The organism is Mucilaginibacter sp. P2_D11 (assembly GCF_056404435.1).
Genome location: NZ_JBFUEA010000002.1, coordinates 377,543 through 394,657 on the forward strand (window position 1 = coordinate 377,543; position 17,115 = coordinate 394,657).

At 46.7% G+C, this 17,115-nt stretch carries 19 protein-coding genes; 6 read left to right on the forward strand and 13 right to left on the reverse strand.

Annotated features, from left to right (window positions below; genetic code table 11):
* Positions 1-7 precede the first annotated feature (7 nt).
* The 3 genes from rpiA to AC1DXC_RS04600 all read right to left on the reverse strand — a co-directional run bounded on the left by rpiA (position 8) and on the right by AC1DXC_RS04600 (position 3,581).
* Positions 8-703, reverse strand: coding sequence for a ribose 5-phosphate isomerase A (gene rpiA, locus AC1DXC_RS04590; RefSeq protein ID WP_477457958.1), 696 nt, complete (start codon positions 701-703; stop codon positions 8-10).
* Positions 704-794: 91 nt separating this feature from the next.
* Entirely contained in the window at positions 795-2,801 is a 2,007-nt protein-coding gene (gene tkt / locus AC1DXC_RS04595; RefSeq protein WP_477457959.1) for a transketolase, read from the reverse strand.
* Between the two features lie 24 nt (positions 2,802-2,825).
* Positions 2,826-3,581: an ROK family protein gene (locus AC1DXC_RS04600; RefSeq protein ID WP_477457960.1), complete on the reverse strand. Its 756-nt coding sequence runs from the start codon at positions 3,579-3,581 to the stop codon at positions 2,826-2,828.
* Between the two features lie 393 nt (positions 3,582-3,974).
* Between AC1DXC_RS04600 and efp the strand changes: the two genes are divergently transcribed.
* Positions 3,975-4,538 (forward strand): elongation factor P, encoded by a 564-nt coding sequence (gene efp, locus AC1DXC_RS04605; protein WP_477457961.1) that lies wholly within the window; start codon positions 3,975-3,977, stop codon positions 4,536-4,538.
* A gap of 56 nt (positions 4,539-4,594) precedes the next feature.
* Here efp and AC1DXC_RS04610 read toward each other — a convergent pair whose 3' ends face one another.
* On the reverse strand, positions 4,595-5,503 hold the full coding sequence (locus AC1DXC_RS04610) for an alpha/beta fold hydrolase (RefSeq protein ID WP_477457962.1): 909 nt from the start codon (positions 5,501-5,503) through the stop codon (positions 4,595-4,597).
* Between AC1DXC_RS04610 and AC1DXC_RS04615 the strand changes: the two genes are divergently transcribed.
* Together AC1DXC_RS04615 and AC1DXC_RS04620 are read left to right on the forward strand one after the other, a co-directional pair.
* Complete coding sequence (locus AC1DXC_RS04615) at positions 5,482-5,895, forward strand: nucleotidyltransferase family protein (protein WP_477457963.1); 414 nt, start codon at positions 5,482-5,484, stop codon at positions 5,893-5,895. The two genes, AC1DXC_RS04610 and AC1DXC_RS04615, sit on opposite strands and share 22 nt — an antisense overlap.
* On the forward strand, positions 5,892-6,224 hold the full coding sequence (locus AC1DXC_RS04620; protein WP_477457964.1) for a HepT-like ribonuclease domain-containing protein: 333 nt from the start codon (positions 5,892-5,894) through the stop codon (positions 6,222-6,224). The genes AC1DXC_RS04615 and AC1DXC_RS04620 overlap by 4 nt, the downstream gene beginning before the upstream one ends.
* Before the next feature lie 3 nt (positions 6,225-6,227).
* On the opposite strand, the gene AC1DXC_RS04625 is transcribed toward AC1DXC_RS04620, so the two are convergent.
* From AC1DXC_RS04625 to AC1DXC_RS04645, 5 genes are all read right to left on the reverse strand, one after another.
* Positions 6,228-7,796: a M1 family metallopeptidase gene (locus AC1DXC_RS04625; RefSeq protein ID WP_477457965.1), complete on the reverse strand. Its 1,569-nt coding sequence runs from the start codon at positions 7,794-7,796 to the stop codon at positions 6,228-6,230.
* 42 nt (positions 7,797-7,838) lie between these two features.
* Positions 7,839-8,123, reverse strand: coding sequence for a hypothetical protein (locus AC1DXC_RS04630; protein ID WP_477457966.1), 285 nt, complete (start codon positions 8,121-8,123; stop codon positions 7,839-7,841).
* Positions 8,124-8,162: 39 nt separating this feature from the next.
* Positions 8,163-8,930 carry an exodeoxyribonuclease III gene (locus AC1DXC_RS04635; RefSeq protein WP_477457967.1) on the reverse strand — a complete coding sequence of 256 codons (768 nt, stop codon included), beginning with the start codon at positions 8,928-8,930 and terminating at the stop codon, positions 8,163-8,165.
* Positions 8,931-9,409: 479 nt separating this feature from the next.
* Positions 9,410-10,117 carry a peptidylprolyl isomerase gene (locus tag AC1DXC_RS04640; protein WP_477457968.1) on the reverse strand — a complete coding sequence of 236 codons (708 nt, stop codon included), beginning with the start codon at positions 10,115-10,117 and terminating at the stop codon, positions 9,410-9,412.
* A gap of 2 nt (positions 10,118-10,119) precedes the next feature.
* Positions 10,120-10,464 carry a hypothetical protein gene (locus AC1DXC_RS04645; protein ID WP_477457969.1) on the reverse strand — a complete coding sequence of 115 codons (345 nt, stop codon included), beginning with the start codon at positions 10,462-10,464 and terminating at the stop codon, positions 10,120-10,122.
* A 138-nt stretch (positions 10,465-10,602) separates the two neighbouring features.
* On the opposite strand from AC1DXC_RS04645, the gene AC1DXC_RS04650 reads away from it, so the two are divergent.
* Both AC1DXC_RS04650 and AC1DXC_RS04655 read left to right on the forward strand, forming a co-directional pair.
* Positions 10,603-10,935: a hypothetical protein gene (locus tag AC1DXC_RS04650; RefSeq protein ID WP_477457970.1), complete on the forward strand. Its 333-nt coding sequence runs from the start codon at positions 10,603-10,605 to the stop codon at positions 10,933-10,935.
* A 62-nt stretch (positions 10,936-10,997) separates the two neighbouring features.
* Entirely contained in the window at positions 10,998-13,292 is a 2,295-nt protein-coding gene (locus AC1DXC_RS04655; RefSeq protein WP_477457971.1) for a TonB-dependent receptor, read from the forward strand.
* Between the two features lie 187 nt (positions 13,293-13,479).
* On the opposite strand, the gene AC1DXC_RS04660 is transcribed toward AC1DXC_RS04655, so the two are convergent.
* On the reverse strand, positions 13,480-14,085 hold the full coding sequence (locus AC1DXC_RS04660; RefSeq protein ID WP_477457972.1) for an HAD family hydrolase: 606 nt from the start codon (positions 14,083-14,085) through the stop codon (positions 13,480-13,482).
* Between the two features lie 78 nt (positions 14,086-14,163).
* On the opposite strand from AC1DXC_RS04660, the gene AC1DXC_RS04665 reads away from it, so the two are divergent.
* Entirely contained in the window at positions 14,164-14,325 is a 162-nt protein-coding gene (locus tag AC1DXC_RS04665; RefSeq protein ID WP_477457973.1) for a hypothetical protein, read from the forward strand.
* Between the two features lie 10 nt (positions 14,326-14,335).
* Here the strand turns inward: AC1DXC_RS04665 and AC1DXC_RS04670 are convergent, their stop codons facing one another.
* The 3 genes from AC1DXC_RS04670 to AC1DXC_RS04680 form a co-directional block, all read right to left on the reverse strand.
* On the reverse strand, positions 14,336-14,713 hold the full coding sequence (locus AC1DXC_RS04670) for a hypothetical protein (protein ID WP_477457974.1): 378 nt from the start codon (positions 14,711-14,713) through the stop codon (positions 14,336-14,338).
* Between the two features lie 2 nt (positions 14,714-14,715).
* On the reverse strand, positions 14,716-16,026 hold the full coding sequence (gene thrC, locus AC1DXC_RS04675) for a threonine synthase (protein WP_477457975.1): 1,311 nt from the start codon (positions 16,024-16,026) through the stop codon (positions 14,716-14,718).
* 102 nt (positions 16,027-16,128) lie between these two features.
* Complete coding sequence (locus AC1DXC_RS04680; protein ID WP_477458015.1) at positions 16,129-17,115, reverse strand: homoserine kinase; 987 nt, start codon at positions 17,113-17,115, stop codon at positions 16,129-16,131.

Sequence of the window (17,115 nt, forward strand, 5' to 3'; positions counted from 1 at the left end):
AAAAGCGTTAGCGATTGCTAGCTACCAAAATCTCCAGTTCAAAACCCATAAAGAGCCCGCTTTCTATTACGCCCGTTATGGCTTTTATATCGCGTTCCATAGTATCGGGTACATTGTTGAAATAACAATCGAGTATCAAATTGTTGTTCTCGGTTATCACCGGGCCATCTTTGCCTTTGGCAGGCCGGATTATAATGCTGTTGGCTCCCAGTTTTTTTAGCTCAGCTTCCACGTGTAGCAATGCCTGCGGGAATACCTCAATAGGGATAGGGAAGTTGGTATTTATCTTGTCTACTATCTTGCTATCGTCTACAATAATATAGCTGCGCTTGCTGCTGGCTATCAACAGTTTCTCTTTGAACATGGCCCCACCGCGTCCTTTTATCAGGCTGTTTTTAGGGTCAACCTCATCGGCACCGTCAAAAAGCCAATCGGGCGTATGCTCATACAAAGTGGTCATGGGTATGCCCAGCTTGCTCAAAAACATCGATATTTCTATTGATGTTGGTATGGCAAGCACATTCAGCTTTTCGGCTTTGATGCGCTCGGCAATCGCCAGCAAGGCCATATAAACCGTAGAACCCGAACCCACGCCCAGTATATCGCGGTCCTTCACCATTGCGGCAATTTGCTGCGCTACTTTTTGCTTACCAATTGGGTTGATAATTTCGGAGGACCATTTAAGTTCGCTTATTAAACTCATTCTTTCTGAGAGTCAGGAGGCAAGAGCCAGGAAACAAGACAGAATGCATTTCAAACCGTCTTGTTTCTTGATTCTTAGCTCTTGTATCTAATTACAACAAAGCTTTCGCTTTTTTAACTACATTATCTACCGTAAAGCCGAAGTGTTTGTACAGGTCTTCTGCCGGTGCCGATTCGCCGAATGTGGTCATGCAAAGCGTGTCGCCTTCGTCTGTAGTGTATTTGTGCCAGCCCATAGGGGATGCCATTTCTACAGCTAAACGTTTGCGACTTGCTTTAGGCAGTACCGATTCTTTGTAGGCGGCATCCTGCGCTTCGAACAGCTCCCATGATGGCATGCTTACCACGCGGGTAGAGATACCTTCTGCTTCCAGCTTAGCTTGCGCATCCATAATCAACGCTACTTCAGAACCTGTTGCCAGTAGTATCAGGTCAATGCCTTTGCTGGCTTCTGATAATACATAAGCGCCTTTTTCTACACCTGATGCTTTGCCGTACTTATCCTGATCCAGGATTGGCAGGCCCTGGCGGGTGAATATCAATACAGTCGGGCCGCCTTTTTTCTCTATGGCTACCTTCCAGGCGAATGAACTTTCGTTGGCGTCCGCAGGGCGGATAACGGTTACGTTAGGGATAGCGCGCAATGTTGCCAAATGCTCTATAGGCTGATGCGTTGTTCCATCTTCTCCTAAACCAATACTATCGTGGGTGTAAACGAATATCGGGCTGATCTTCATAATGGCTGCCAAACGGATCGGCGGGCGCATATAATCTGCAAATTGCAGGAAGGTAGCGCCGAATGGCAGCACGCCTTTTGTAAGCGACATACCGTTCAATGCCGAACCCATGGCATGCTCGCGGATACCGAAGTGGAAGTTGCGGCCTGCACGGTTTTCCGAAGTAAATGAATCGTACTCTTTCAGGTTGGTCTCGGTAGATGGGGCTAAATCTGCTGCGCCGCCAATTAAATTTGGCAGGCCTGCAGCGATTGCATTCAGCACTTTACCCGATGCCTGGCGGGTTGCCATTTTAGGGTCGGATGCTTTGAAGGTTGGCAGCTTATCGGCCCAACCTGCAGGCAGTTCGCCAGATGCTGCGGTTTCGTATTCAGCAGCTAATTCCGGGAATTTCGCTTTGTATTTAGCAAACAGTTCGTTCCATTTGGCTTCGGTTTTTTCGCCGCGTGCGCCTTTGGCATGGTAGTATTCTAAAACTTCGGCTGGTACATTGAATGATTTCTCCGGATCGAAACCGAAGAATTCTTTTACCAGCTTTATTTCATCGGCACCCAGTGGCGAACCGTGCGAGCCTGCAGTGCCTGATTTGTTAGGGCTACCGTAAGCGATCAGCGAACGTACGCGGATAAGCGATGGTTTCTGCGATTCGGATTTTGCATTGATCAAAGCCAGCTCTAAAGCGTGGGTATCGTTCACATCCGATATTTCCTGCACATGCCAGCCGTAAGAGCGGAAGCGCGCGCTTACATCTTCGTTGAAGGCGATATCGGTGCTGCCTTCTATCGAGATGTGGTTATCATCATATAAATAGATCAGGTTGCCCAGTTGCAGATGGCCTGCTAAAGAAGCCGCTTCTGAGGTTACGCCTTCCATCATATCGCCATCGCTCACTATCGCGTAAACGTTATAGTTGAAAAGGTCGAACCCCGGTTTATTGTAGCGCGCTGCCAAATGTTTTTGCGCGATAGCAAAACCTACGCCGTTGGCGAAACCCTGGCCTAATGGGCCGGTAGTAACGTCTACACCGGGAGCCAAACCGTATTCCGGGTGACCGGCGGTTTTGCTGTTCATCTGGCGAAATGCCTTGATGTCGTCTAAACTCAAATCGTAACCTGTTAAGTACAGGAAATTATATTGCAAGATACAAGCGTGTCCTGCAGAAAGGATAAACCTGTCGCGGTTCGCGAAATCGGGGTTCTTGGGGTTGTAATTTAAAAACTTGGTCCACAATACGTGGCCCATTGGTGCCAGCGCCATTGCGGTTCCCGGGTGGCCTGAGTTTGCTTTTTGTACGGCATCTGCAGAAAGGATCCTTACGGTATCTATCGCTAATGTCTCGAGTGCTTGATTTGGTTTTTCCATTATTGTATTAAAAAAGAGGGGTATTTATTTTGTTGGGGTTGCCATTGCTGTATGGGTAACCGGGTGTTTATCTTCTGCCCATAATCTCGCCCCGCCCTTTATGCCATCCGCATTGGTTACTATCTTCATATTTTTATCAAGCTTAAAAGTAAGCTTATCGGAGTTGCCTCCGCCTATATATAGGTAGTCGTAATTAAACACAGTTTTCAGAATTTTGAAAACCTTTTTAATACGGCTGTTCCATTTTTTTACGCCTTCTTTATCAAGGGCTATATCGCCTATGTATTCGTCATAATCGCGGCCTTTTGATACAGGGTGATGCGCTACCTCTAAATGCGGCAGCAGGTGCCCATCCATTAATAATGCTGTACCAAAACCAGTACCCAGGGTAATCACCATTTCGAGGCCTTTGCCGCTTACTACGCCGAGGCCCTGCATGTCTGCATCGTTCACTACCTGTGCATCCTTACCCAAAGCTTCTTCCAGTTTAGTCTTAAAGTTTACATCTTTCCAAAGATCGTTGCCCAGGTTGGGCGCGGTTTTAACTATGCCGTTGCGTACATACCCCGGAAAGCCAACAGAAACTTTATCGTAGCCTGGGAAATTCTTTACCAGTACGTTGATAGATTTGATAACATTCTCCGGATTGGCTGGCTTGGGCGTTACCACTTTCTTATAATCCATCTTCAGATTGCCTTTGCTATCTAATATGGTAGCCTTTATGCTGGAACCGCCGATATCTATCGAAAGTATCTTTAACTGGGCAGGTGTTGTCTTCATGAACCGGTGATCTTAGTGGTCGTATGCTTTGCTCTGGTTTTAGAGTTTGTAAATATCACATTTTTAATAATAAATAAGCATAAAATGTATATCAAAACACTATACTTTATTAAATCTTAACCCAATATTAATACCCACAAAGCACGAAAACGTTTTCTTACGACCTAACTTTGGCTAATTAAGTCCTTTATTTTAAAAAGGTTGGTCAACTATTGCAAAAAATGACTTTTTTGACATTGAGGAAACGATGTGCAGATGTGCAGATTTCAAATGTGCAGATGAAAAAAGGCATAACAGGGTTATTTCTCTTATTTGCACATTTGAAATCCAATCTTCCTCATTTGCACATTTACGCTCAGATAATTAATTTTACCCCTCAATCTTAAATTTGATATGGCAAAGGCATCTGATATAAAAAACGGTAACATCCTTAAGTTTAACGGGGAGTTGGTACAGGTAGAAGAGTTTTTACACCGCACGCCGGGCAACCTGCGTGCATTTTACCAGGCACGTATGCGTAACGTGCGGTCGGGGAAACTGGTTGAATACCGTTTCCGTACCGATGAAGAGGTGGATATACGCCGCGTAGAGACCGGCGATTACCAATACCTGTACGAAGACGGAGATGCGCTGGTGGTGATGGATAACGCCACTTACGACCAGCACAACGTGCCCAAGTCATTATTCGGCACTGCGGTTAAATTTTTGAAAGAAGGCACTAACGTAATCGTAGCTTTTGAAAGCGACGAGCCGATAATGGGTTCTATCCCCGGTTCTGCCGAATTGGAGATAACCTACACCGAACCAGCCGTAAAAGGCGATACCTCAACAGGTGCGCAAAAAAATGCAACCGTTGAAACCGGTGCCGAGATACGCGTACCCTTATTCATCAATATAGGCGACAAAGTAAAGGTTGATACCGCTACCGGTACCTATGTTGAGCGGGTGAAAGGGTAAGTCTGCCCGGTCTCCGAAGGGGAATAAGAAATTTCAAGCCTCTTTGGGAGGCTTTTTTATTTTAAGCTTTCTATTACCCCACCGATATAGGCCATTGCCGGCGCGTAGGTCTCGATGCCGTGGCCTACATTATTAAACACTTTAACATCTTTTAAACTGCGGATTTTAGCTTTGGCTGCCTCAACTGATTTCTGGTAAGGGAATAATATATCGGCAGTACCTTCCAGCAGGTAGGTGGGCGTATTTATCTTTAATAGTTCCTTATTCATGTCGTAAGGTTTTTGGGTGTTATCCTTATAACGGCTTATTGCAAATACTTCATAATCGATCAGCAACTGTTCGGCTGCCGGGGAAATTTGATGTGTTGGCTTGCAAAGGATTGCCTTATCCAAAAACTTCCGTACGTTTTTTTCGCTGGGAGAAATGATGGGGAGCAAATTGTAGTACAGGTTTTTTAAAGTGAGCGAAAAGGACTGCAAACAGCCCGGATTAAGTAAAAATGCAGCCTGCACTTTTTGCGGCTGCGTGATGCAAAGTTTCATCGCTATCAGCCCACCGAACGAAGCCCCGGCGATATAAGCCTTGCCGATGTTCAGTTTATCCAATACTTCTGCCGCCCATTCACCATACCCATTCGATTTAATATCAGGCGTGCTGCCATCGCTCAAGTTGGGCAGTCCGTTGGTTTCTACCAGATATATTCTCAACGGCGTGCCCAGGTTGGCCAGCCCGTTATCTAAATCCCAAAACAGCGAAGTGGTACGCGCGCCGGGAAATATCACCAAAGTTTCGGCTTCCTTAAGCTGCGTATTTACACCCCATACCTGCGTATGGCCTAACGATGTTTTAACGGAGATGCGTTCGTAGGTTTTGTTGTTGGCCTGTTCCAGTTGGGCAACCCAGTTTTTAAACCAGGCGGTATCTTGCTCCGGGTTTTTAAAAGATGAAGTATGTTTTATTTGCATTGCGATGGCAATTAGGTTGCGGCAAATGTATCATTAAAGCGCATGAGAGGCAAGTGACGTCCTTTTTGGAGGCTTTTTTGTTTGGTGTTAATGTTTTACATTTGATTATGCAGGAAATAGAGAAATACAAGCAACTTATTTTACCTGTGCTAAAGCGCTACTTCATTAAACGCGCCGCCATTTTTGGTTCCATAGCCAAAGGGAATTATAATGCTGACAGCGATATCGACCTTTTAATTGAGGGAGATACTGGGTTTACTATATTTAAACTGCTCTCGCTTGAGGAGGAAATAGCCGAACTGACCCACCGCAAAGTAGACCTCGTTGAATACAGCGCCATCAAACCGTCTATCAGGCAGGAAGTTTTGCAATCTGCAATCGCCATTTTATGAGTAGGAGCGATAAGATTTATGTGCAAGATATCTTAGATGCTATAGAAATTATAGAAAGTTATATCGGCACCAAAACTGAGTTTGATTTTGCCACCGATATGATGATGCAGGATGCTGTTATCCGGCGGTTTGAAATTATAGGCGAAGCAGCAACCAAAATTTCTGAAACTACCAAAGCAGCCAATCCAAGCGTTCAATGGCGATTGATGAAAGCAATGCGCAATAAATTAATCCACGAATACTTTGGCGTTTCTGCAGCCACAATATACACTACAGTTAAGGCTGATCTTCCGCTATTGAAAGAACAGTTGAACGAAATAAAACTTTAACGTCTAGTCAACAACCTTTATCGTTGCCAATAAGTTAACATTCGGGTCGAATACGATGTCACCCGAATCGGCGGTAAATTTCATGGTCATTTCCTTTTCTGTTACCCGGATGATGCCGGCTTTTCCGTCAATCGTGAATTCCAGGGGGAATTCATAAACGGTGTCCTGCTTCTGGATGATGTGCAGCGTTAAAGTTTTTGATGCTTTATCGTAAGATTTCTCAATCATTAATGCGGGATGCCCTGCCGTGTACAGCCATTGTTTGAAGAATTGTTTCAAATCTACGCCGCTGGCTTGCTCCATTACTGTGCAGAGGTCGTCGGTATTGGCGTTCTTATCTTTGTATTGCGCGTAATAATTACGGATGCCTTTCCAAAATAAATCATCGCCCAGTTTGCGGCGCAGCATGTGCAGCACCCAGCCGCCTTTTTGGTAGCTGTTGGCATTCAGCAGTTGCATATAGTTGCCGGTTATAGTGGTATCAACAACAGCAGCGAAATGTGTTTTCTCCAGAGCGAATATTGTTCCCTTATCTGCCGCCAGGCGTTGCTTAAGTTTTTCTGTGCCGTATTTGCTTTCGAGGTATAGGTTAGTCATATAGGTAGCGAAGCCTTCACTCAGCCACAGGTTTGGCCATGTTTTTTCGCTGGCGGCATCGCCGAACCACTGGTGGGCAATCTCGTGTGCCATCAGTTCTTCGATAGTGGGGGTTTTCACCGATTCTTCATAATAGAAGATACAACCCGCATTCTCCATGCCGCCGAAGATTGTTTTAGACTGTACATTGGCCAGTTTTTTATACGCGTACGGGCCAACGTTCTTAATAAAAAAGGGCAGTATCTCGGTAGCGTAGGCGTAGCTTTTAAATCCAGCCTCTTTATCCTCCGGGAATACATAGGCGTAAACGGGGATGCCATTTACATCGCCGGTGTGGTCGATAGCAAAGTCGGCTACGCCAATTACCATAATTTTAGTAGAGATGGGTGCCGTTTCGCTCCAGTGCGTCAGCTTTAGGTTACCGGGCAGCGTTTGCTCTTTCAGCTTGAGGCCGTTAGCTACTACGTTGTAGTGAGCGGGGGCGGTCACGACAAATTCCACAGCGGCTTTATCTGAAGGATGATCGGCGCAAGGCAGCCAGTTTTCGGCGCGGTTTGGCCAGTTATCCCCAAAAAAGGTGCGATGCTTGTAATTGTTTGTAGAGATAATCAATCCATCGGCAGGTATACCGCTGTATTTGATGGTATAGGTATGGGCGCTACTTGTGTTAGCCTTTGCTGTGATAACCAGGTGGGTACTATCTTGTTTAAACGATAATGGCTTGCCCTGTTCAGTAACGGATGATACCAGCATGCCTTTGCCGTTGGCTTTCTTTTTAACCAAATCGAGGCTGAAGGCATTGACCGTTTTAAGGAATTTAACCTGCACCGTTGCCTGCCCCTTGATATTGTTATTGGCGTCGTTTAGTTGCAGGGCAAATTTGTAATGCTGTACATCGATGGGAGCGCCAGGTTGCTGGGCCTTTGCGGATAAGCTAAGTATCAGGCTAAATAAAAACAGGCAATATTTACGCATGGCTAATGATTAGAGAAACGAATGTAATGAAATATTGGGCAGTTATTTATTTGCTAAACCCAATCCTTTTGGAAACCAAATACCCCTAAAATTGCCTGGCATGTTTTCCGGGTAGATCGGATTCCCAGCTTCATCCAATTGAAATACGTCTGTATTTTCAAAAAAAGACTTAATAGGCGGGAGTTCAGATTTTTCAAAAGCATCACGGATTAAGTTAATGGCATCCTCATAATTATATGCGGTCACACCGAAAGATAATTTATCCATCGAATCGGTTGGGTGGTCAAATTGAAACCAATATTTAACTAAAGGCAGGTTCTCGTGCATAGCAATTAAATTCTGTCCCCCCTTCAGGGGGTTAGGGGGCTAAAACTCCAACTCCAGCAATACCGGGCAATGGTCAGAGTGCTTTGCTTCTGGCAATATGGCCGCCCGTTTAATATTCCCCTCCAGTTCTTTACTCGCCATGGCATAGTCAATGCGCCAGCCCAAATTCTTGCCCCGTGCACCGGAACGGAAACTCCACCAGGTGTAGTTGTGCGGCTCTTTATTTAAATGGCGAAAGGTATCTACAAAACCAGATTCGATGAAGTTCTCCATCCACTCCCGTTCTTCGGGCAAAAAGCCTGATGAATTGGCATTCGATTTTGGGTTATGGATATCGATAGCGCGGTGGCAGATATTGTAATCGCCGCAGACCACCAGCTTAGGGTGCTCTACCTTTAGCAGAGTAAGGTACTTGCCAAACTCATCAAGGAAACGGTATTTGAATATCTGCCGTTCATCGCCGCTGGAACCGGATGGGAAGTAAACGCTCATTACCGATACCTCATCAAAATCCACCCGGATGCAGCGTCCCTCCCGGTCGAAGTCGGGGATGCCGCAGCCATATTCTACATGATTGGGCAATATCTTGCTGAAAATTGCGGTGCCGCTATAGCCCTTCTTCTCCGCAGGGAACCAGAAGTGCTGGTAGCCAAGCGCATCTATCAGGCCCAGGTCGGTGAGTACATCGGGCGTAGCTTTTATTTCCTGCAGGCAAACTACATCTGCATCGGTAGCCTGCAGCCAGGCCAGCCAGTTTTTATTGATGGCAGAACGGATGCCGTTAACGTTGTAAGTGATTATTTTCATGATGAAGAGCCCCAGCCTCCTAAAGGGGCCGAAGTAAAAGTAGTAAAAAAACTCCCGAAGGGTAACACGGGTTTTGGCGTGTTTGCTTGTCCAGGTTTATTTTATAGAAATGTTGGAAAAATTGGTGGAATTGGGCCATGGAGGGAAGAGCATACATGCCGTGAAATCGCCTCTGCCACCAGCGTAAATTTGCCAAAACACCGTAAAAAATCCGAGTTTTTCGGAGCTTTTTCGGTGTTTTTAGTGCTTTTTATAGCTTTTTCTTTAAAAACCTAAAAAGGGCGAAATTTGCATGGAATGGCTGTTTTTGCCTAAAAGCCGGTGTTCGGGCCGCAAAAAAATTTCCAGCTTTTTCCAATAAATTGCGCTTGCTTAGCTACAGTTTTCCAGGAAATTCCAGCTCTGTTGCCAATCAAACGCTCCAGCTTTGCGCCACCGCTAAAGCTGAAGGCGGCACGCGGTAGGGGGCCGGGGGGGCTTCAGCGGCCCGGGTTAAGCAATTTATCCAAAGCCTTGCACTCGCTCTTTTTCAGCACCTCCACCGTCATCGGTATGTTTACGATTGGCCTGTCGCGGGCATCCTTTTTTACTGCCACTATAATGTCTACCATATCTATGCCGGTTACTACCTCGCCGTAAACGGTGTAGTTTTGGTCGAGGTGGGGCGAGCCGCCGACCGTGGTGTAAATGTCGCGCTGCCAGGCGGGTATCTTACGGCCCTTAAGGCGGGTGTTCTCCAGCGTATCTAACCGACCAGGGGTGAAGCGCTTACCCTCCACAATATAAAACTGGCAACCGCTGGATGCTTTTTTGGGGTTATCATCCCGCGCGGCAGCTAAAACGCCACGTTTGTGGAAAAGGCTATCGCGGAATTCGGCGGGGATGGTGTACTTCACATCGCCGTTGCCCAGTTCGGCGCCTGACTTTGCTTTGCTGGTATCGCGCGAATCGGGGTCGCCGCCCTGTATCATAAAATTCTGTATCACCCGGTGGAATAGCGTTCCATTATAGAAGCCCTGTTTCGCCAGCTTAATAAAATTATCGCGGTGCAGCGGCGTTTCGTTATACAGGCGTATGATGCAATCGCCATAGCGGGTGCGTATGCGTACGTATTGGTTCTTCGGTGGCTTTGCAAAGGCAATGCTCACTGTAAGCAGGAGTAAGCTAAGGGTAAAGAGTTTTTTCATGTTCAATATCCGTTTTCTTCGAAATAAGTAACAATAAGCGATTTAATGAGTAATTCCTGCTCTAAAATAGCATAGTTGGGAATCGTTTTCACCAACTTCCAATGTGGCCAACCGTCCTGGTCCTGACCTTCCAGTTCGTAAAAGCCCATCTGGCTAAACAGCTTGCAATTGGCTATGTGCATCAGCTCTTCCTTTTGCCTTTTGTTGAATTTGCGGGGGCCCTGGCCCAATTCCTGCACGCCAATCAAAAATAGCAGTACTTTAATATCCGGCTTTTCGTTATCAAAGTCGGCGGCGATGCGGTCCTGTAATTGGGCAAACTTCTGGTTAATTTCGGCAGGTTTCATGCAGGCAAATATACGCAGCCGGCGCTGTTTAAAATTGTCATGATTACGCACAACTAACAATATTGTTACCATGCAAACATCGCGTTGGCATATTATTAGTTAGCTTTGCATAAAATTGCCAAAAGCATACCACTTGTTGTGAAAAAAAGCACACTCCATATTATTTACGCCTGGGCATTACTGCTTTGCTTTGCAACAGGCCAGTATATGGTTTATGCCCACCAGCACAACCAGGTAAAAAATGTGCATGCCACATCTTGTCACGAGTGTAAAACCTCGACCCATACCATCGTAAAAGAGAAGTGCGAGGTTTGCGACAGCATGCATCATGTAGCAATGGAACTATCGGGCCATGTGGCTTATACGCATACCCTGATAACCACAACGCATACCTTTAAATCTCCCGTTTACGAATTTACCAGCATAGCCCTCATTTTAGCTGCCGGGCGTGCTCCTCCCGTTGTTTCATAATCAACAAATTCTTAATTAAGCTGCCTTGCGGTGGCATTTTCACGGATCTTAATTTATTTATTATGAAACTGAAACTCATTAGTTCCCTTTTTCTCCTGTTTATACAAATTGCGGCCTTTGCCGATGTTAATATTATTAAAGGTAAAGTGGTTGATGCCAAAACCAACGAAACGCTCGTCGGCGCCGTGGTCAGCATCCCCGACCTGCACGTTTCCGTAGCAACCGATGCCAACGGAGAATTCGTTTTCCGCTCGGTACCCTCAACGGGAAAATATGTAGTACAGGTGCAGTACGTAAGCTATAAAACCATTACCCAAACTGTTGATTTTGCTTCTACCACGCCTTTGCTCTTTGCCATGCAGACCAGCATAGTAGAGGCGCACGAAGTGGTGATAACCGGTACGCCTATTACCGCCGGCAGCCGCAGCAACAGCACATCGGCCACCGTGGTTGGCAAGGAACAGTTGCAGGGTGCATCAACCAATTTGATCGATGCCCTTGCCCGGCAAGTGCCTGGCCTTAGCCAGATAACCACCAGCCAGGCTATCTCAAAACCCGTTATACGTGGCTTAAGCTATAACCGCGTGGTTACGTTAAGCGATGGCGTTAAGCAGCAAGGTCAGCAATTCGGCGATGAGCATGGCATCGAAATAGACCAGTTCCAGGCCGAAAGGGTGGAGGTACTGCGCGGCGCGGCATCGTTGATGTACGGCTCAGATGCTTTAGGCGGCGTTATCAATATCATCGACCCGCCCTCTCCGGCAGAGGGAACTGTTAAAGGCGAAGTGTTGAGCAATTACTCTACCAATAGCGGCCTTATTAATACCTCGTTGATGCTAACCGGTAATGAAAATGGCTTTGTTTGGCGCGGGCGCGGCACTTACCAAAATGCGCACTCTTACAATACGCCCGCAGGTTATTTCCAAAACAGCGGCTTTAACCAAACCGATGTTAACGGTATGCTGGGCGTAAACAAGGCCTGGGGGTACTCGCATCTTAACTTCTCATACTTTAAAACCAACATAGGCTTTTTTGATGCCGAACCCGGCGACGACCTGTACAGCAACAATACCAGCCGCACGCTTGATTACCCTAAACAGGATATCCGCCATTATAAATTAGCGTTAAACAACAACTTCATATTCGGCAGCAACTCCTTGAAGCTCGACCTCGGTTTCCAGAAAAACCAACGCCGCGAGCTGGAGGATAACCCAACCCCGGTTTTATTTTTCGACCTGAACACCTATTCGTTGGATGCCAAGTATTACATGCGCGAGTTTGATGGCTGGCACCCCGTTATAGGCCTTAGCGCCAGCCTGGGCCACAGCGTAAACAAAGGCGTGGAGCTGTTGGTGCCCGCCTATGACGAATATAGCACCGGCGCTTTCGGCTACATCAAAAAAATCTGGGACAAGAACACCTTCAGCGCGGGCTTAAGGGTTGATTATATTCAGAACAAAGGCAAGCAGCAGTTTGTGGATGGCGAGGAAGTTTTCACGGGCTTCGATAATAAATTCGGCAACCTGAGCGGCGCGGTTGGCTACACCCATACCTTTAATGATGTGCTCAACTTTAAGGCAAACGCCGGTACCGCTTTCCGCGCGCCAAACCCTGCCGAACTTGGCTCGAACGGCGTGCACGAGGGCACCAACCGCTATGAGATTGGCAACGGCAGCCTGGCGCCCGAGCGCAGCTACCAGGCCGATGCCACACTAGAATATGGCTCGGGTTTCGTAACGGGTAGTTTTGGCATTTACGAAAACTACATCCACAACTACATCTACGCATCAAACACCAATAACGAGCAAATAACCGTTACCGACGAAGCCACCGGCCTGCCGCGCAGCTACGATGCCTACCGCTACGGCCAGGTAAACGCTAACCTATATGGCTTTGAAGGAAACCTGACGCTGCACCCGGTATCATTCCTGCATTTTGAGAATACGTTTAGCTACACCCGAGCGCAAAACCAAAGTTTCGATAGGCCGTTGCCGCTGATACCCGCAGGCGTGTTGCACAACACCCTTCGTTTCGAGCCGAAGATAAAAGGCTTATCAGATTTTTACCTGTCTGCCGGCATCGATAACTTCTTTAAGCAAACCCGTATCGATGCTACCTTTGAAACCCCGGCAGATGCCTACACCTTGCTGAATGCGGGTATTGGCGCAACCTTTAAACTTGGCGCGCAGCCTTTGAAGGTTTATGTATCGGGCAATAACCTTACTAATAAGCGATACTATGATGCGCTTAGCCGCTTGAGGCCGGGCCGTTACAGCCAGGAAGACCCTACCTTTGGCGTGTACAACCCGGGGCGTAATATTACCTTCGGCTTTTACCTGCCGTTTGGTACCAAATAGCCAAAACAACAATTAATCATAAGCAAAAGCCCTGCGAGAGTTGAATCTTGCGGGGCTTTGCTGTTTTATCGGCAATTTTGTCTGAACTCGAATTTTAAGGAATTATAGGAATGGGCAGAATTTATGTAAGCAGCTATATCAATTCTGATAATTCGTTAATTCCTTAAAATTCGAGTTCAGAAAATGACTAAAGAATTTCTTTAGCAACCAACTCCTCTCGCAATTTCTCCGGCGATGTAAAATGGATACAATTAATTCCCATTTTTTCTGCTGCCAGGATGTTGCGGTAATTATCATCGATAAAGAGAGACTCTTGCGGGTTTACGTTATATCTATCTAATAAGATTTGGTAAAACTCAGGCGCGGGTTTGCGCATTTTTTCAGCGCCGGATACCACAACGCCATCAAACCAGTTCAAAAAATCAAACCGTTCCTGCGCCAGCGGGAAAGTTTCGGCCGACCAGTTGGTAAGGGCGTATATTTTGTATTTGCCACTTTCTTTCAACTCTTTAAATATCTCCACCGTGCCTTCAAAAGCATCGCCCAGCATCTCTATCCAACGGCCGTAAAAGGCGCGGATGTTTTCTTCGTGCTGCGGGTGTTTGGCTATAAGCCATTCGGTACCTTCCTGTAAGGAGCGGCCGGCATCCTGCTCTTCGTTCCAGTCGGAAGTAGCAACGTTAGTGAGGAAATGGCGCATTTCCTGCTCGTCATTAAAAATAGTCCGGTACATGTAATCGGGGTTCCAGTCGATAAGTACTGCACCGAGGTCGAATATGATGGTGTTGATCATGGTAATTTTAGGCTAAATAAACACTTTTAATTAAAATAGCCTTGTTATTTTTATGCTATGTTGAAAAAGGAAGATGTTTTGAGAATAGTAGATAATTTGCCGTCACAATTCAGCCTGCACGATATCATAGACGAACTAGTCCTGATCGATAAAATCAACAGGGGAGTGGAGCAATATAATAACGGGGAAGTGTTATCAACTGAAGAAGCAAGGCAGCACTTATCTAAATGGCTGAAGTAACTTACTTATTCTATTTCTTCTTAGCGGTTTTCTCAAAAACCCGCACATCCGTTACTACCGAATCGTCATTTAGTTTAAACAGCAAGCCTTTGAAATAAGCTGTATCGATGCCTTTCATTTCGAGGGTAATGTCGTAATAAAAGCTTTTATCAGTATGGCTGTGGCGTTGCGGCGAATGCAGCAAACGCACCACTTGCTTATAAGTCATGCCTTTAAGCTTATGCGTAGCCATCAAATCTTCCACCATCATATACCGGTTGGGGAAGTCGAGGCCGTCGCCGTCGTTCCAACCATCGCGGGTAAAAGGCATTTTCTTTTTACAACTGCTCAACCCAAAAACAAGCAGGGTTAATATTATCAAAGCCTGTTTAAGGCCAATCTTGCTCATGCTTAATTATTTTCCAGCAAATATCTTTTAAATTCATCAAACCCAGTACCTAAACTTACGGCCTTGCTGTCTTTTTCTTCCAGTTCTTTTACCTGCTCGGGCACGGCAATTTCGCCGGCTATCTGTTCGGTAAACACATCCGGGAATTTGCAGGGATGTGCGGTGGATAAAAATACGCCAGCAGTGTCTTCCGCTTTGTTTTCGTGTTGATAAGCTTTCAGTGCTTTCCAGGCGATGGCGGTATGTGGGCATGCCACGTATTTGTAGCTATCAAATATCTCCTGTATGGCGGCCAATGTGTCCTCATCGCTGTAAGTGTAACCGGCAATGAGTGCATTTAATGCCTCAGGGTCTTCTTTGAACAAATCGGCAATACGCACCCAGTTGCTTGGGTTGCCTACGTCCATGGCGTTGGATAGCGTTGCTACCGATGGCTTTGGCTGGTACACGCCGGTTTTTAAAAACTCGGGCACAGTATCGTTAGCATTTGTTGCCGCTATGAATCGCTCTACCGGCAGGCCCATCTTCCAGGCCAGCAAGCCCGCGCCGATGTTACCGAAATTACCGCTAGGTACTGCAAACACAACTTTGCTGGTGCCACGTTTCAACAACTGCGCATAAGCATTAAAGTAATAGAATGTTTGGGGGATGAGCCTCGCGATATTGATAGAGTTGGCCGAGGTAAGACGAAATTTCGCGTTCAGCTCGGCATCGGTAAAGGCTTGTTTCACCAGGGCCTGGCAATCGTCAAAGGTACCGTCAATTTCCAATGCGCGGATGTTTTGGCCATTGGTGGTGAGTTGTAACTCTTGTATATCGCTTACCTTCCCTTTAGGGTAAAGGATGGTAACACGTGTATTGGGTACGCCCAAAAAGCCAAGTGCAACGGCGCCGCCGGTATCGCCCGATGTGGCTACCAGCACATCCAGTTGCTTTTCGCCATCTTCTAAAAAGTAGCTCATCACGCGGCTCATAAAGCGCGCACCGAAATCCTTGAAGGCCAAAGATGGGCCGTGGAAAAGCTCCAGCACGTTTACTTTCTCTTCCAGCTTTACCACAGGCGCGTAAAAGTTGATAGCTTCTTTGATTAATGCTTTAAGGTCTGCAGCGGGGATATCATCGCCCAACAGGGTTTGCGCCACATGGTAAGCAATCTCGGGCAGGGTGTATTGATCCAGGTTGTGGATGAATTTATCGCCCAGGTGCGGTATCTCTACGGGCATATAAAGCCCTTTATCCTGCGGCATGCTGTTAAAAACGGCTTCTTTGAAGCCAACCCTTAGTTCTGTATTATTGGTACTGTAAAATTTCATTTAGATTTCGGAGTTCGGATGTTCGATATCGGATTTATTAAGACTGTGTTTTTAGGAGAGATTTTGGAATCCGAATTTGAAAATCCGAAATCCGAAATCAACCTACCCTATCACCCTTGGCCCCGCATCATTTATGGTTGATACATAACCATTGGAGCCTATTTTAATGCCGGTTAAGTGCTGTTGTAATTTCTGCGTGATGCGTTTGGCGGTTTCCTCATCCCTTGTAAAGGCAAAAACCGATGGCCCGGAACCCGATATGCCGAAGCTTACCGCACCCATTTCCATCGCTATTTCGCGCATGATATAAAAATCAGGGATCAGCATGCTGCGCACGGGTTCAACTAAAACATCCTTCATGCTGCGGCCAATCAGGTCTATATCCTGCATAAACAGGCCGCTCACCAGGCCGGCTATGTTACCCCATTGGGTAACGGCATCTTTCATGAAGATTTTATTGCGGATGATTTGCCTGGCCTCGCGGGTAGGCACGTCCACATCGGGGAACACGATGGCGCACCATAGGCCTGCCGGGTGCGGCAAACGTACCACATCCAACGGCTCGTAGCTGCGGATAAGCACAAAGCCGCCTAACAAGGCCGGAGCAACGTTATCGGCATGGCCGTGGCCGCAGGCCATTTCTTCGCCCTTCATAGCGAAAGGCAATAAGGTGGCTGCATCCGTTTCATCGCCCAAAAGGGTTTTAATGGCAAACAGGCCCGCAACCGTACTGGCCGAGCTGGAACCCAGCCCGCTGCCGATTGGCATTTTTTTGTGCAGCTCGATATCTAAACCGATATCTGTACGGCCAACGCTTTGAAGGTAATGCTGTACGCTTACGCTTACGGTATTTTTGGCCGGGTTAAGCGGCAGGCGACCATCATCGCCGGTAATTTTACTGATGGTGATGCCGGGTTTATTGGTCCGACGCATAATTACCTCGTCGCCCGGCTCGTTTACGGCGAAGCCCAGCACATCAAAACCGCAAACCACATTGGCAACGGTGGCCGGCGCGAAAACGTGAATGCTATCTAACCCTTTTGTATGTGCCACAGCCGGTTCTTTTAAATCTTGTATATCGTTACTCAT